General features: G+C 64.9%; 15 protein-coding genes. 6 read left to right on the forward strand and 9 right to left on the reverse strand.

The genetic code is table 11. The features are described from left to right. The 4 genes from ACZYTC_RS19415 to ACZYTC_RS19430 all read right to left on the reverse strand — a co-directional run bounded on the left by ACZYTC_RS19415 (nucleotide 1) and on the right by ACZYTC_RS19430 (nucleotide 4,105). Nucleotides 1-1,089 (reverse strand): ABC transporter ATP-binding protein, encoded by a 1,089-nt coding sequence (locus ACZYTC_RS19415; RefSeq protein WP_488990321.1) that lies wholly within the window; start codon nucleotides 1,087-1,089, stop codon nucleotides 1-3. Nucleotides 1,090-1,187: 98 nt separating this feature from the next. Then, on the reverse strand, nucleotides 1,188-2,330 hold the full coding sequence (locus ACZYTC_RS19420) for an extracellular solute-binding protein (protein ID WP_434958867.1): 1,143 nt from the start codon (nucleotides 2,328-2,330) through the stop codon (nucleotides 1,188-1,190). Nucleotides 2,331-2,414: 84 nt separating this feature from the next. After that, on the reverse strand, nucleotides 2,415-3,227 hold the full coding sequence (locus tag ACZYTC_RS19425) for an ABC transporter permease (protein WP_434958866.1): 813 nt from the start codon (nucleotides 3,225-3,227) through the stop codon (nucleotides 2,415-2,417). Further along, nucleotides 3,224-4,105 carry an ABC transporter permease gene (locus ACZYTC_RS19430; RefSeq protein ID WP_434959737.1) on the reverse strand — a complete coding sequence of 294 codons (882 nt, stop codon included), beginning with the start codon at nucleotides 4,103-4,105 and terminating at the stop codon, nucleotides 3,224-3,226. Before ACZYTC_RS19430 ends, ACZYTC_RS19425 begins: the two co-directional genes overlap by 4 nt. A gap of 128 nt (nucleotides 4,106-4,233) precedes the next feature. On the opposite strand from ACZYTC_RS19430, the gene dapF reads away from it, so the two are divergent. Beyond that, the gene (gene dapF / locus ACZYTC_RS19435; RefSeq protein WP_488990322.1) at nucleotides 4,234-5,109 is read left to right on the forward strand and encodes a diaminopimelate epimerase; all 876 of its coding nucleotides are present in this window, start codon (nucleotides 4,234-4,236) and stop codon (nucleotides 5,107-5,109) included. A 5-nt stretch (nucleotides 5,110-5,114) separates the two neighbouring features. Here dapF and ACZYTC_RS19440 read toward each other — a convergent pair whose 3' ends face one another. Both ACZYTC_RS19440 and ACZYTC_RS19445 read right to left on the reverse strand, forming a co-directional pair. Then, nucleotides 5,115-6,371: an MFS transporter gene (locus ACZYTC_RS19440; protein ID WP_488990323.1), complete on the reverse strand. Its 1,257-nt coding sequence runs from the start codon at nucleotides 6,369-6,371 to the stop codon at nucleotides 5,115-5,117. Nucleotides 6,372-6,518: 147 nt separating this feature from the next. Next, a complete protein-coding gene (locus ACZYTC_RS19445; protein WP_434958863.1) occupies nucleotides 6,519-8,003 on the reverse strand; it encodes a mechanosensitive ion channel family protein in 1,485 nt (494 codons plus the stop codon). A gap of 146 nt (nucleotides 8,004-8,149) precedes the next feature. On the opposite strand from ACZYTC_RS19445, the gene ACZYTC_RS19450 reads away from it, so the two are divergent. The 4 genes from ACZYTC_RS19450 (at nucleotide 8,150) to ACZYTC_RS19465 (ending at nucleotide 12,093) form a co-directional block, all read left to right on the forward strand. Next, entirely contained in the window at nucleotides 8,150-9,037 is an 888-nt protein-coding gene (locus tag ACZYTC_RS19450; RefSeq protein ID WP_488990362.1) for a LysR substrate-binding domain-containing protein, read from the forward strand. A gap of 64 nt (nucleotides 9,038-9,101) precedes the next feature. Next, the gene (locus tag ACZYTC_RS19455) at nucleotides 9,102-9,386 is read left to right on the forward strand and encodes a hypothetical protein (protein ID WP_488990324.1); all 285 of its coding nucleotides are present in this window, start codon (nucleotides 9,102-9,104) and stop codon (nucleotides 9,384-9,386) included. Continuing rightward, nucleotides 9,379-10,797: an aspartate ammonia-lyase gene (gene aspA / locus ACZYTC_RS19460; protein WP_434958861.1), complete on the forward strand. Its 1,419-nt coding sequence runs from the start codon at nucleotides 9,379-9,381 to the stop codon at nucleotides 10,795-10,797. The genes ACZYTC_RS19455 and aspA overlap by 8 nt, the downstream gene beginning before the upstream one ends. A 60-nt stretch (nucleotides 10,798-10,857) precedes the next feature. Further along, on the forward strand, nucleotides 10,858-12,093 hold the full coding sequence (locus ACZYTC_RS19465; protein WP_488990325.1) for a glycosyltransferase family 4 protein: 1,236 nt from the start codon (nucleotides 10,858-10,860) through the stop codon (nucleotides 12,091-12,093). 3 nt (nucleotides 12,094-12,096) lie between these two features. Here the strand turns inward: ACZYTC_RS19465 and ACZYTC_RS19470 are convergent, their stop codons facing one another. From ACZYTC_RS19470 to ACZYTC_RS19480, 3 genes are read right to left on the reverse strand one after another with little or no spacing between them, the layout of a single operon-like run. After that, nucleotides 12,097-12,591: a GNAT family N-acetyltransferase gene (locus ACZYTC_RS19470; protein WP_434958859.1), complete on the reverse strand. Its 495-nt coding sequence runs from the start codon at nucleotides 12,589-12,591 to the stop codon at nucleotides 12,097-12,099. Further along, on the reverse strand, nucleotides 12,588-13,115 hold the full coding sequence (locus ACZYTC_RS19475) for a GNAT family N-acetyltransferase (RefSeq protein WP_488990326.1): 528 nt from the start codon (nucleotides 13,113-13,115) through the stop codon (nucleotides 12,588-12,590). Before ACZYTC_RS19475 ends, ACZYTC_RS19470 begins: the two co-directional genes overlap by 4 nt. After that, nucleotides 13,112-13,693 carry a helix-turn-helix domain-containing protein gene (locus ACZYTC_RS19480; RefSeq protein ID WP_434958857.1) on the reverse strand — a complete coding sequence of 194 codons (582 nt, stop codon included), beginning with the start codon at nucleotides 13,691-13,693 and terminating at the stop codon, nucleotides 13,112-13,114. The genes ACZYTC_RS19475 and ACZYTC_RS19480 overlap by 4 nt, the downstream gene beginning before the upstream one ends. A 114-nt stretch (nucleotides 13,694-13,807) precedes the next feature. On the opposite strand from ACZYTC_RS19480, the gene ACZYTC_RS19485 reads away from it, so the two are divergent. After that, nucleotides 13,808-14,371 (forward strand): SIS domain-containing protein, encoded by a 564-nt coding sequence (locus tag ACZYTC_RS19485; protein WP_434958856.1) that lies wholly within the window; start codon nucleotides 13,808-13,810, stop codon nucleotides 14,369-14,371. The last annotated feature ends 1 nt before the right edge of the window (nucleotide 14,372 follow it).

A 14,372-nucleotide genomic window follows, 5' to 3' on the forward strand; every position in this document is an offset into this window, starting at 1 on the left:
TCAGGCGAGCCTGCGCCCGTTCTCGTCCAGCAGCAGCACATCCTGAGGGGCGATGGTCACCGCGACGGCCTCGCCGTCATGCCAGACCCTGTCTTCGATGGTGGCATTGGCCTGCAACCGGAGGCCGGCAAGATCGAGGATATAGGCCGCCGTGCCGCCGAGATAGGAAGCGGAGGTGATGGTGGCACGCAGCTCGCCCGGATCGCCGCTCGGCGAGCCGAGCTGGATGCGCTGGGCGCGCACCACGCCCGTCGCCCTGGTGCCGGCGCGGGCGGTGGCCGGCGCGATGGCGACGAGTTGCACGCCATTGTCGAGATGCAGGGCAAGGCGGCCTTCGGACACGCCCAGGATCTTGCCCTCGATCAGGTTCGACTGGCCGAGGAAGCTGGCGACGAAGCGGGTATCCGGACGCTTGTAGACCTCCTCGGGCGTGCCCTGCTGCTCGACCACGCCCTTGTTCATCACCACGATATGGTCGGACATGGCCAGGGCTTCCTCCTGGTCGTGGGTGACGAAGATCGAAGTGATGCCGATCTCGCGCTGGATGCTCTTGAGCTCGATGCGCATTTCCTCGCGCAGATGGGCGTCGAGCGCCGAGAGCGGCTCGTCGAGCAGGAGCACGTCCGGTTCGATCACGATGGCGCGCGCCAGCGCGATGCGCTGCTGCTGGCCGCCGGAGAGCTCGGACGGCAGCTTGCGCTCGACGCCAGGCAGGCGGACCATGTCGAGGGCGCGCTTGACCTTGGTGGTGATGGTGGCCCTGTCTGCGCCGCGATATTTCAAGCCGAATGCGATATTGTCGTGCACGTTCTTGTGCGGGAACAGGGCGTAGTTCTGGAAGACCAGGCCGATATTGCGTTTGTGTATCGGCACATTGTCGATGCGCCGGCCCGCCACGACGATCTGGCCCGCTGTCGGCTGCACCAGGCCCGCGATCGAACGCAGGATCGTGGTCTTGCCGCAGCCGGAAGGGCCGAGCAGGGTGACGAAGTCGCCCTTGCGAATGGTGAGGTTGACGTCCTTGACGGCAACGAAATCGCCATAGGCCAGATTGACATTGGTGAGTTCCACGGCCGTCGGCTTGGTCATCAGTCACGCTCTCGTTCGAAACACCGGCTGCGAACGCAGCCGGCTAGGACGCAGCCGGGCCGGCGAAGCTCGCCAGCCCGGATTTCTCGGGCGGGAGATCACCCGCCCTTGGCGATGCGGTCCCAGGCTTTGGTCCACTCGTCCGTGTGCTTGTCCCAATAGGCGGCATCGGCGAAGGTCAGCGACGCCATCTTGCCGGTAGGGTCGAAGGCGGGCAGCGCCTTGACCTTGTCGGTCAGCTTCACCTTGGTGGGATCGAGCGCGGGCGGATAGCTCTGTCCTTCCGCCACCGCAATCATCACCTCGGGCTGCAGCATGAAATTGAGCAGTTCCTCGCACTCGGCCATCGGGGCGCCCTTGAGCACCAGGAGGTCCTCCATCCAGGCATAGGAACCGGGCGGATCGAGATAGCCGATCGGCGCGCCCTGGGCCTGCAGGGCAGCGACGCGTCCCGACCAGGCATCGGTGACCACCACCTCGCCCTTGGAGAGCAGATCCATCAGCTCGGCGCCCGACGACCAGTATTTCTTGGCGAGGTCGCGCTGCTCGCGTACCTTGTCCCAGACAGCATCGATGTCCTTGATGGCGTTGGGATCCTGGCCCAGGGCAAGCGCCGCATACCAGACGCGGGTGATCATGTTGCCGTAGCCGCCGATCTTGTCCTTGTATTTGGGATCGAACAGCAGATTGACGCCCTTCTCCTTGGCTTCGGCTTCGGAGATCACCTTGGTGTTGTAGGCGATGCCGGTGGTGCCGTAGTCGTAGGGCACGCAGGACAGGTCCGGCGAAATCTTGCGGAATGGCTCGAACATCACCTGCATGATGTTGGCCATGTTTGGAATGTTGGCTTCGTTGAGCTTGGTGGTCAGCCCGGCATCGACATAGCGCTTGTAATATTCGACGCCTGAGGAATGGATCACCTGGAACTCGCCGGGCGAAGCGGTCTTGACCTTGGTGATGATCTCGTTCTCATCGCCGAAGGTGCCCTGCACCACGTTGTTGCCTGTTTTGGCCGAATAGGGCTTGAAGGCATATTTATCCATGGCCTCCTGCACGCTGCCGCCCCAGCCGTCGAAGCGCACGTCCTTGGCGGCGGCAAGGGCCGGGCCGCCCCACTTCAGATTGATGCCGGCCCCGGCCGCCGCTGCCGCGGTGAGGCCGAGGAAGGTGCGGCGGCTCATGCCGCCATTGAGATAACGCTCCTTGAGGCGCTCCAGGCGCCTGGTCTGCGACATTGTCATTGGTTTGGTTCCCCTCCTGGTGGTTCTCGGTGTCTTGACGCATTTTCTTAGTCAAAAAGTCCATCAACCTTTCTGGAAAATGCCTTAGCGGACCCCGCGGGCGAGATAGCGGGCAAGGCCGCCGCCGATGAGCGGCACGCCCACGGTCAGCAGGATCATCAACGCGCCGAGGGCGTTGATCTCCGGGCTGATGGAAACTTTCAGCATCGACAGGATCTGCGTCGGCATGGTCTCGACGCCCGAGGGGCGCCAGAACAGGCTGGCGGTGACGTTGTCGAAGGAAATGGTGAAGACGAGCAGCAGGCTGGCGATGACGGCCGGCATCAGCAGCGGCAAAGTGATCTCGCGGAATGTCTGGAAGCGGTTGGCGCCCAGCGACAGTGCTGCTTCCTCATAGACCCGGCGGATGCCGATGAGCCGCGACTGCACCACCAGAATGACATAGGGCAGGGCCAGCATGATATGGCCGAGCACCAGCAGCACCAGCGTGCGTGGCTGCTGGGCCCAGCGCATCAAAAGCAGCAGGCCAACGCCGAGCACCGTCTCCGGCACCAGGGCCGGGGCGATCAGCAGCGTGTTGATGAACTGCTTGCCGGGGAAGTCGTAGCGCACCAGGGCCATCGCCCCCATGATGCCCAGCACCGTGCAGATCACCGCCGTGATCAGGGCAACCCAAAGGGAGGTCTTGAAGGCGCGGATCACCGCCTCGTTCTCCATCAGCTTGCTGTACCAGCGCAGGCTGAAGCCGGTCATCGGGAAGCCGCCGAACTGCGAATCGTTGAAGGAGAGGATCACCACCACCAGGATCGGTGCGAACATGAAGATGTAGACCAGGATGGTGAACAACTTCACCGCCTGCCAGGACCAATCCTTCTCCACGCCGGGCAGGTCACTCATTGGCTCAGCCCCTTGAAGATGCGCGACAGGCCCATATAGCGGCTGTAGATCATGGCCACGATGCCGAGCAGCACCAGCAGCACGATGGAGAGGGTCGAGCCCAGCGGCCAGTTCAGCTGCGTCATGATGGTGTCGTAGATCAAATTGCCGAAGAGCGCGTCGCGGGTGGAGCCCAGCACCTGCGGGGTGACGTAGCTGCCCGCCGCCAGCACGAAGCACAGCAGCAGGCCGGCCATCAGGCCCGGCAGGGATAGCGGCAGCACCACCTCGCGGAAAGCCTGGCCCTGGGTGCAGCCCAGCGTGCGCGCCGCCGAGATCAGATTGCGGTCGATGCCCTCGAGGCTGACATAGATGTTGAGGATCATATAGGGCAGCAGGAAGTGGATCATGCCCATGATCACCGAGCCTTGGGTGTAGAGCATGCGCAGCGGCTCGGAGATCAGGCCGAGCTTCATCAGCACCACGTTGATGATGCCCTGTTCGCCCAGGATGTGGATCCAGGAAAAGGTGCGGATGGTGAAGCTGATCCAGAAGGGCACGATCAAGAGGAGGAGCAGCAGCCATTTGTGCCGCGTGCGCGTCATCGCGATGAAATAGGCCGGCGGATAGCCGAGCAATGCGCAGAGAATGGCGGTGATCGCCGCCACCTTCACCGTCTTCCACAGGAAGAGGTGGTAGAAGCTGTCGGTGAAGAATTCGTGCCAGTTCGCGGTGGTGAAGACCTGTTTCTCCACCCCGGCCGTGACGAACTGATAGAAACTGAACACCGTCATGATGACGATGGGCACCACCATCAGCACGGTGAGCACGATCAGGGTCGGAGAGAGCAGATACCAGGGGCGCAGCCGGTCGCGCGCAGAAAGCTGCTGGCCTGCCATCATGTCCCCACGCTGTTCCCTGGAAGTAATATTTGTTTCGTTCAGGGTGGATCTTCTCTAGGCATGTGTCAATTGCCGGACAATACAAATCCGGTCGTGGTTACCCTGCGCCATGAGGCCCCGCCCCGATGCTGCTGTCTGATTACCTCGCCCAAGCGCTGCCGCCCGGCCTCGAGGGGCTGAAGCCCTTCGTCAAGATGCACGGCCTGAGGAACCACTTCGTGATCTTCGACCAGCGCGTGCATCCGCGTGCTTTGCCGGTGGCCGACATCGTACGCCTTTGCGACGTCGAGGCGGGCGTGGGGGCCGAGCAGGTCCTCACCATCGAGACGCCGACACCCGTCGGGGCAGCCGGCAGCAGCTATGCCCGCATGCGTATTTTCAACATCGATGGGCGTGAGGCCGGGGCTTGCGGCAATGCTACGCGCTGCGTCGCCCATATCCTGCTGGAAGAGAGCGGGCGGGATGAACTGGTGCTGGAGACGGGCGGAGGCCTGCTGGCCTGCCGTCGGGCGGGGCCGATGGCGGTGGCCGTGATCCTCGGGCCGATCGTGATGGGCTGGGACCAGATTCCGCTCGCCCATGAGGTCGATACCGCCCATCTGCCGCTTGTCAGCGGCCCGCTTCGCGATGGCCTCGCCCTGAATATCGGCAATCCGCACGCGGTGTTCTTCGTCGAAGATCTCGACGCCGTCGATGTCAGGGCCGTGGCGCCGACCATCCAGAACGATCCGTTGTTCCCGGAGGGCGTCAATGTCGGCGTGGCCGAGATAGTCGATCGCATCACGCTGCGCCTCAAGGTCTGGGAGCGGCCGGGCATCCTGACGCAGGCTTGCGGTACCGGCGCCTGCGTCGCCGCCTATGCCGGGCGCCTGCGTGGGCTCGTAGACGGCAACAGCGTCACCGTGCATCTGCCGGGCGGAACCCTCTCCATCGAACTGCTGCCGGACGGCCGCGCGATCATGACCGGGCCGGTGGCTCTGTGCTGCCTCGGCTATGCCTGAGAGGTTCAGGCATAACGCAAGCGTGAGCTGAGGCCTGAAACCTCGATGGCAGCGACTGCCGGGGCACCTTGGGTGCGCGGACGCGGCGGCGGCATGCGCGTGCCGATGGTGAACATCACGGCGCTGGCCGCGGCGAAGGCAGCGAAGGTGAGGAACATGCCGGCGCCACCGAAGGTGCCGGCCATCAGGCCGCCGAGCGCCGGGCCGAAGAAATTGCCGATGGTCGAGAAGGAGTGGGCGCCGAAATAACTGCCCCGGTTTCGGGCGTTGCAGATGCCGTCCACCAGGAGATATTCGGACGGCACCACCAGGATCTCGCCGATGGTGAACAGCACCATGAAGAGGGCGAAGCCGGTGAAACCGCCGGAAGCCAAGAAACCGAGCTCGCTGGCGAGGATGAGGATGCACCCCAACACCATCGCGTGGAGGGCGCCGACCTTTTCGATCAGCCGGCGTGCGAACAGATTGCCGACAAGCACGACCAGTCCGTTGATCGAGAGGAGATAGGCGAAGAGGTCCACGCCGCCTTCCAGGGTCGTGCTCAGATAGGGCGCCAGGGTAGCGGACCATTGGCCGTAGACGGCGATCAGCAGCGTGCCGCCGCCGACGAAGAAGGTCAGGCGCGGATCACGCGCCGCAGCGCGAATGCTGGCCAGGACGGAGACGCGCTCCTCGGCCGCCTCGCTCCCGGAGGCTTTCGGATCCGCAGGCACGCCAACCAGATGGAGCGCGAGAGCGAAAGCGGCGTAGATGCAGCCGGCAAGGGTAAACAGCAGGCCGAAGGCAGCACCGGCAGCGATCCCGATCAGCGGACCGACGGCCCAGCCGGCATTCACCGCCATATAGCGCCAGGAGAAATATTTGAGCCGCAGCTCCGGCGGGCAGATGTCGCTCATCAGCGCACGCGAGATCGGCTCGTAGACTGCGATGGAGACGGCCGCGACGATCTGGGCGGCACAGAAGGCGGTGACCGATGGGGCAAAGCCCATGCCGACGAGGGAGAGGGCCGTCAGCACCAGCATCATCACCAGCATGAATTGCCGGCCGACGCGATCCGACAGCGACCCGGCGACGGGAGCGGCGATGGCGCCGAGAAGAGGGCCGGTGCCGAGCAACACGCCGATGGCGGCGGGACCCAGTCCGAAGGACTGCTGCAGCTTCACCGCCAGGAAGGACAGGCTCATCGCCCGCGCGACATTGACGAGGCCGGATCCGGCCACCAGGAAATAGACGAAGCGAAGGCGGCGCGAATCGGGAGGCATCTGACGAGTCCGAGGGGATTGGGAAGGCATACTATGCCGCGCGCGGCTTCACCACTTCCATCCTGGGACCGCCAGCATCCTGCTGGCTCTTCCATTCTGCAAACGCAACATTTCCAAGAGCCAGCAGGATGCTGGCGGTCCCGGGAATCACGTCTTGAAGAAGGCGCGGATCTGCGCCAGGAACTGCGCGGGCGGGCCCGGCTGGGCATAGGTGGCGGCCGCCTCGTCACGGGCAAGGAACGCCTGGCCCCGGCGGACCGAGGCTTCGAATGCTTCCGACAGCCCAGGTTCGGCGGCAAGGATAGGATCTAGATCCTCCTTGCGCAGTTCGAAGATGATGCAGCGGGTCAGTGCCAGGATCGTGCCTGCATTGGGCGCGCCGGTGATGAGGCCGAGTTCGCCGAAATGGTCGCCCGGCCCCAGGCGTCCCACCACATGGGAATGGTCGCGGATGGTCCGGCTCGCCTCCAGCACGCCGGAGGCCACCACGATCAGGGATGAGAGGGTGCCCCCTTGCGACGCCAGCGTCGCCATTGCCTCGAGATGGCGCTTGATCATTTTGGTGGAGAGATCGGCTCGCTGTTGGGGCGAGAGCTCGCGAAAGAGCGGAATGTCGCCAAGGAGTTGCTCGGGAGGCAGGGTTTCCAGCGGGCCGAGACTGACCTGGACCGGTCCGATCGGCGTCGAGATGGCGCCCGGATTGACCAGGCGGATGCCGTGATAGTGGAACTGCCGCAGCACCTGGCCGAGCAGCGCGCTCTTGGCCGCACCGAGATGGTCCGTATGCGCGACCGAAAAGCTGATGTCATAGCTGTTGGTGCGGGCACCGATGCGCGCCAGCGAGGTTCCGGGGGCGGGGCTGGAGAGAAGCTTGGGTGTCAGCAGCGCCGCATGGCGCAGATATTCCAGGACAAGGTCCGGCCGGGCCGTGGAATCGCAGGCGACCTGGACCGAATCATCGCGCCTGGTGCTCGGCCGGCTGCGATTGATCACACGTGACTTGGAGATCAGGCTGTTGGGGATGGTGACGATGTCGTTGCCATCGGTGCGCACATGGATGGAGCGCCAGTTGATCTGGACGATCACGCCCTCGAAGGAGCCATCTATACCGATGCGGTCGCCGACCACATAGGGATGCTCGATACCGACGGCGATGCCGGCGAAGACGTCGGCCAGCGTGTTCTGCAGGGCCAAGGCGAGCACGACGGCAATGATGCCGGAGGTGGCCAGGAGGGCGCGGACGGGCAGGTCGAACACGAAATTGACGATGGCCAGCACGGCGGTGAGATAGGTCAGGCCGGCCAGGAGGTCCGAAGCGATCTTGGGCTGGCTCGATTCGCGCTTCTGCCAGAGGACCAGCGGCAGGATACCGACCGTCAACCGCGCGCCCAGCAACCACCACAGGGCGATCAGGCCGCGTTGCCAGGTGGCGATGCGGGTGTCGGCGTCGAGCACCGGCGCGGCCGGCATGCCGGCGACCCGCAGGATCAGCAGGGTGAACAGGCAGAAAAGGCCCGCAGCGACGCCGATGCGCAGCCAGGCTGGCTGCCAGGCGATCCGCCAGTTGAAGATGAGCACGGCCGCGAGGGCCGTGGCGAGGATCAGTTCGGAGAGCAGCGACACCGGGGCCACGCAACTGGTCGAGAGGACGGTATGATTGCATCACTCCGCGCTGCATGCCAGAGCGGGAATGCGGCATGGCGGCGGCGAAGCCAATCATGGCAAACAATCCGGCCTCTCACGCGCTTGCCCGTCTCGTCACACCGGAAGGAATGGCCTTGGAACTGAAATGGCTTGAGGATTTCCTGAGCTTGGCCGAGACGCGCAGCTTCTCGCGCTCGGCGGAGGGCCGCAACATCACTCAGTCCGCTTTCAGCCGCCGCATTCGTGCGCTCGAGGTCTGGCTTGGCACCGAATTGCTGGACCGCAGTACCTTTCCGATCACCCTGACCGCTGATGGCCGGCAATTCCGCGAGACGGCCGAGGAAACGGTGCACCTGCTCACCCTCAGCCGTTCGCAGTTCCGCAGCCGCCAGGAGGGCAGCAAGCTGCCAGTGCTCGCCGTCACGGCGCTGCATGCTCTCTGCCTGACCTTCCTGCCGGGTTGGCTCACGGAAATCCGGCGCAAGGTCGGCCCGGTGACGAGCCGCGTGCTGCCGGAGAATTTCCACACCTGCATCCAGGCGCTGGTGGAAGGCGGCTATGATTTCCTGCTCACCTTCCATCATCCCAATATCTCGGTGCCGCTCGATCCCGAACGCTTTGCCTTTCTCACCGTCGGGCGAGACAGCCTGGTCGCGGTGGCGGCGCGGCCCGAACGCCGCAGCTGGCAGGCCGGCGACGAGCGCGTGCCGCTGCTGCATTATTCGCGCGGCTCTTTCCTGGGATTGCTCGCCGCCATCGCCCAGGCTCGCGAGGGAGCGCCGGTAACCTATCTCGCCCACACCAATGAGGGCTCCATGGCCGAGGCCTTGAAGTTCATGGCGCTGGACGGCCATGGCGTTGCCTGGCTGCCGCGCAGCCTTGTCGCCGATGAGATCGCCGAGGGGTCCTTGACGGTGATCGCCCCGGAAATGCCGATGGATATCCGGCTCTACCGCAGCGCCGACCGTTCCCGGCCCTTCGTCGACAGGGTGTGGAAAGCGGCGCAGGTGGCCGTCGCCTGAAGGTTATGCAGATTTGGAATAGGCTTTGCCGCGATAGCATTGGCGGGGAGTCCCGGCCAGGCGTATGAGCCTTCCCGGCCGGGCGGAACGGAGCCGGCAAAGCAAGAACCGCTTCGTTCCGCCCGGTTGTCCATCATTGCCCAATGCACGCTTCGGTGCGCGCGAAGCCGCAACTCGCCATTGCCCCGGGGAGAACCCCATGCAGCTTCCTCTTGATCGTGCCATGGGCGCGATCAAGAGGAAGCTGCATGAGATCAAGCATTTGCAGAATTTCCCCGCGCGGCACGTCCGTGGGCCGCGCCCGGAAATTCTGCTTGATGCTTGGCCGGAGGAAACCTGCCTTGTCTGAGATCGCATTCCGCCTCGAGCACGACCTCTTGGGAGACCGCGAGGTGCCCGCGCACGACTATTATGGCGTCCACACCCTGCGGGCCGTCGAGAACTTCCGGATCAGCGGCCAGACCGTGGCGACCTGTCCTGACCTGATCCGGGCCCTGGCCTCGATCAAGCAGGCGGCCGCGCTTGCCAACCGCGAACTCGGCCTGCTCGACGACAAGCGCACCGCCGCCATCGTGGCGGCCTGCGAGGAGATCAAGGCCGGGGCGCTGCACGACCAGTTCGTGGTCGACCTCATCCAGGGCGGCGCCGGCACCTCCACCAACATGAACGCCAATGAGGTGATCGCCAACCGGGCGCTCGAGCTCATGGGCCATCGGCGCGGCGAGTACAGCCATCTGCATCCCAACGAGCACGTCAATAAGAGCCAGAGCACCAACGACGTCTATCCGACCTCCCTGAAGATCGCGGCCTGGTTCGGCATCGGCCGGCTGATCGATGCGATGGCTATCCTGCGCCGGGCCTTCGAGGCGAAGGCGGAAGAGTTCGCCGACATCCTCAAGATGGGGCGCACGCAGCTCCAGGACGCCGTGCCGATGACGCTGGGACAGGAATTCGGCACCTATGGGCTGATGCTGGCCGAGGACGAGGCCCGGCTTGCTGAAGCCGCCGGGCTGATCCGCGAGATCAATATGGGCGCCACCGCAATCGGCACCGGCATCACCGCCCATCCGCTCTATGCCGATATCGTCTGCAAACGCCTGGCCGAGATCACCGGCATCGACCTGATCACCGCGCCCAATCTGGTCGAAGCCACCCAGGATTGCGGCGCCTTCGTGCAGCTCTCGGGCGTGCTGAAGCGCGTGGCCGTGAAGCTCTCCAAGACCTGCAACGATTTGCGCCTGCTCTCCAGCGGGCCGCGGGCCGGGCTCAACGAGATCAATCTGCCGGCGCGCCAGGCCGGTTCCTCGATCATGCCGGGCAAGGTCAATCCGGTGATCCCGGAAGTGGTCAACCAGGTCGCCTTCGAGGTGATCGGCAATGACGTCACCATCACCTTCGCGGCCGAGGCCGGACAACTCCAGCTCAATGCGTTCGAGCCGATCATCGCCTACAGCCTGTTCCGGAGCATCGATCATCTGCGCGCCGCCTGCCTGACGCTGGAAAAGAACTGCATCACCGGCATCACGGCCAATCGTGAGCGATTGCGCGCCAGCGTCGAACAATCGATCGGTATCGTCACCGCCCTCAATCCCTATATCGGTTACCGCCATGCCACCGAAGTGGCGATGGAGGCCCATGCCACCGGGCGCGGTGTCTATGAACTCGTGCTGGAGAAAGGGCTGATGCCGCGCGAGCAGCTCGACGCCGTGCTGCGGCCGGAAAACCTCACCCGGCCGCAGCCTTTCGAAATGAAGCCATAGGCGCTTTTCGTAAAACGCTATAGGAACGCCGCGGTTGCACTCGTTTCGGCGGAAAGGATCATGATGCGCCGCAGGGCCGTTTTCGTGAGCCCGATCATGCCGGACAGGACCGGAAACGGGCTGGCCATGCGGATGGGCCTGTTTCTGGAGGCGCTGGCCCGCATGGCCTCGGTCGAGCTGATCGTGGTGCCGGCTGCCGGTGGAACCAGCGTCGCGCCGGGCTTTTATGCCGAGCTCGACGTCCGGCTCCATGTCGTCGCCTGCGCCGGGCGCCGCGATACCGCCTTCCAAATGCTCGCCAGGGTGACCGATCCTGGCCGGCGCCTGCAGCTCTTCCAGACCTATGGCAAGCCGAGCATCGCGAGCCATCTTTCCGCGCCGGTTATGGCTGAGATTGCAGGCCTGATCGCGGCCTGCGATCCGGATATCGTGCATGTCGGGCGCTCCTATCTGGCGCCCTGCATCGATGTTCTCGGCAGGGGCGCGACGGCAACGATCGATCTCGACGAGGACGATGCGGTCGCTTTCGGCCTGCGGGCCGTATCGGCGCGAGCCCGGCATGACGAGGCCCGTGCCGCCTGGCTCGAGCAGGAGGCCCGCGCCTTTGATGGCCTGATCGAGCGCTATGTCGGCCGCTTCGGCCGCGTCTTCGTCTCCAGCGAGCAGGAGGCCCGGCTCTTGGCATCGCGTCATGCCGGCCTTGCCTGTGACGTTATCGAGAATGCGGTCGCCTTGCCGGCTGAGCCACGCCGAAGTGACGATGGCGCCACGCTTGTCTTCGTCGGTTCGCTGTCGCATGAGCCCAATGTCGAGGGCGTGCTCTGGTTCGCGCGGGAGGTGATGCCGCATCTGCGCCATCAGGCCGGCCGGGCCTGCCGCCTCGTGGTCGCCGGTGCCGAGCCGCCGCCGCCCATCCTCGCGCTTGCCGCACAGGATGATGTCGAGGTGGCGGGCTTCGTGCCGGATATTGCCGGGCTCTATCGGGATGCCGCCCTTGCTCTGGCGCCGCTGCTCAGCGGTGGCGGCACCCGCATCAAGCTGCTCGAAGCCTCGGCCCATGGCGTTGCCTTCGTATCGACCCCGGCCGGCGCGGCGGGACTCGATTGGCCACAAGAAGCCGGCGGCTGGATCGCTGAGAGCCCGCAGGCTTTTGCTGATTGCTGCGCCCAGGCGTTGGCTGATTCCGGCGAACGGTCAAGGCGAGCACAACTCGGCCGGGACTGGGTGCGCCGTCATCATGACAGGCAGTCGCTGATCGAGAGGCTCGGGAGCCTGCTCGTTCCCGGGACACCGTAGATCTCAGCCGTTGAGCGTCTTCTGCATGAAGACGAGATCGAGCCAGCGGCCGAATTTCTGGCCGACTTCGGGCATACGCGCCGTCTCGGTGAAGCCGAAGCGCCGGTGCAGGGCGAGCGAGGGTTCGTTTCCGGCCTCGATGCCGCCCAGCATGACATGCTTGCCGGCATCGCGTGCTGCGCCGATCAGGGCATCCAGCAAGGCAGCCCCGGCACCCTGGCGCCGCACCGTTCCGGCGACATAGATCGAGTGCTCTACTGTGTGGCAATAGCCGTCGAAGGGACGCCAGTCGCCATAGCTGGCATAGCCGATCGCCGTGCTCTCGACGTCGGCGACGAGGATGGGATAGCCTTGGCTCTTGCGCAGGTCGAACCAGGCCTGGCGGTTGGCGAGATCGACGGTGTTCCAGTTCCAGATCGCCGTCGAGTTCAGCACGGCATCGTTGTAGATGGCGAGGATATCTGGCAGGTCGTCCGGGGTGGCGGGACGGATGATCATCGATCTAAATCTTTCCAGAACAAGGTGGTGTCGCAATAGCCGCCCTGCGGCCAGAGTGCATAGCGCGGAATGACGCCGGCCTTCTGCCAGCCGAGCCTGTCATAGAGCCGCTCGGCCGAGGAGCCGGTGGCGGTGTCGAGGCAGAGTACGATGCGGCCGCTGGCCCGGGCGCTCTCCTCGAGGGCAGCCATCAGCGCGGCGGCGATACCGAGATTGCGGCCGCGCCTGTGCACCATCAGTTTCTGCACGTCGGCGCGATGGGGCTGGTTCGGGCGGCTTTCAGGGCTGAGCAGCACGGTGCCGACCGGCCTGCCGTCGAGATAGGCGACATGCAGCAGGGTGGTGCCCTCTGCCACCCGTACGGCGACGCCGCGCCAGAAGGCCTCCGCCTCCTCGCGGGCGAGCGGCAGCATGAAGCCGATGGAGGCTTCACCCTCGACGCAGTCGATCAGGATATCAGCCAAAGCGGGAACGAGGGCTTCCGCCTCTTGCGGCGTTGCGATGGCAATGGTGGGGCCGGTCATCGGGAAACCTGTCGTGAGGGGCAGAGCACGACGAAATAGTGCGCCGGCCCGTCGCCCGGATTGTGGAACATGACGAGCTTGTCGAGCCGCATATGCAGGCAGTCGCCCGGCTGGAGCGGAAAGGCCTCGCCATCGACCGTCATGGTAAGGCTGCCCGATTGCAGCCAGACCAGCTGGTCGAAGGCGGTCGCCTGGGGTTCGAAGGGAATGAGGGCACCCGCGGGCAGCTCAACCTCGACAAGGTCGAGGATGCCGTTGGCCGCTGCGGGCGAAACCGAGCGGCGCAGATAGCCGGTGGCGGGGTCGCGCCAGAGCGGCTGCTCGGCTCGCCGGGCCAGGGGCGAAGCCGCCGGCTCCACGGCGGCGAACAGGGTGGACAGGCTAACGCCGAGGCCGCCGGCAAGCCGGGCAAGCAATTGGGCGGTGGCACTCGACTCGCCGCGCTCGATACGCGAGATCATGGCGCGGCTGACACCGCTGGCGGCGGCGAGTTGATCGATGGTCAGATGGATCTGGCCGCGCAACGCCTTGATGCGCCCGCCCAGCTCAGTATCGATAGTGGTGTCGGCTGATTCCATAATGTGAGATTATTTATCCATTATAGTGGAGTCAAGCATGAAGTCCCCGTTGCGGATTGCTTGGCATAGGCCTAGAACTTAGTTCGTTTTCTTAAGCAACAAACTGGATCTGTCATGACGGAGACCATCCCCGCCCTCAGCCTCAGCGCTCTCGACGACCTTGCCACAGTGGTAAAGGCCCTTCCCGCCGACGCCGCCGATGGCCTGATCGAAGCACTCGCCACGGCGGGCCGTATCGCCATTTATGGCGCCGGGCGCGAGGGGCTGCAGATGCGCGGCCTAGCCATGCGCTTGTTCCATCTCGGGCTCGACGTCCATGTCGTCGCCGACATGACGGTACCGCCGATCGGTCCCGGCGACCTCCTCTTCGTCTCCTCCGGGCCAGGCGCTTCCAATATTGGCGATGCCTTGATCAGCGTCGCCCGCAAGGCCGGCGCCCACGTTGCCGTGGTCACGGCCCAGCCCGAAGCGCGTACGCCCAAGCTCGCCGATATCGTCTTCACCATTCCGGCCCAGACCATGGCGGATGACCGGGGCGGGCGGGTTTCCGTATTGCCGATGGGGTCGCTGTTCGAGACGGCGCAGATGCTGGTGTTCGAGATCATCGTGCTGAAGCTGCGCGATCGTCTCGGCGAGACCGCCGAGACGATGCGGGCGCGTCATACCAATCTGGAGTGAG

This window comes from Labrys sp. F242 (assembly GCF_057813875.1).

Bases quoted from the DNA above. Each gene is read 5' to 3' on its own strand.
- ACZYTC_RS19440 (WP_488990323.1), bottom strand. From the start codon at position 6,371: ATGCCTCCCGATTCGCGCCGCCTTCGCTTCGTCTATTTCCTGGTGGCC.
- ACZYTC_RS19430 (WP_434959737.1), bottom strand. From the start codon at position 4,105: ATGGCAGGCCAGCAGCTTTCTGCGCGCGACCGGCTGCGCCCCTGGTAT.
- ACZYTC_RS19465 (WP_488990325.1), top strand. From the start codon at position 10,858: ATGATGCGCCGCAGGGCCGTTTTCGTGAGCCCGATCATGCCGGACAGG.
- ACZYTC_RS19480 (WP_434958857.1), bottom strand. From the start codon at position 13,693: ATGGAATCAGCCGACACCACTATCGATACTGAGCTGGGCGGGCGCATC.
- ACZYTC_RS19425 (WP_434958866.1), bottom strand. From the start codon at position 3,227: ATGAGTGACCTGCCCGGCGTGGAGAAGGATTGGTCCTGGCAGGCGGTG.
- ACZYTC_RS19475 (WP_488990326.1), bottom strand. From the start codon at position 13,115: ATGACCGGCCCCACCATTGCCATCGCAACGCCGCAAGAGGCGGAAGCC.
- ACZYTC_RS19470 (WP_434958859.1), bottom strand. From the start codon at position 12,591: ATGATCATCCGTCCCGCCACCCCGGACGACCTGCCAGATATCCTCGCC.
- ACZYTC_RS19415 (WP_488990321.1), bottom strand. From the start codon at position 1,089: ATGACCAAGCCGACGGCCGTGGAACTCACCAATGTCAATCTGGCCTAT.
- ACZYTC_RS19455 (WP_488990324.1), top strand. From the start codon at position 9,102: ATGAGCCTTCCCGGCCGGGCGGAACGGAGCCGGCAAAGCAAGAACCGC.
- dapF (WP_488990322.1), top strand. From the start codon at position 4,234: ATGCTGCTGTCTGATTACCTCGCCCAAGCGCTGCCGCCCGGCCTCGAG.
- ACZYTC_RS19420 (WP_434958867.1), bottom strand. From the start codon at position 2,330: ATGACAATGTCGCAGACCAGGCGCCTGGAGCGCCTCAAGGAGCGTTAT.
- ACZYTC_RS19485 (WP_434958856.1), top strand. From the start codon at position 13,808: ATGACGGAGACCATCCCCGCCCTCAGCCTCAGCGCTCTCGACGACCTT.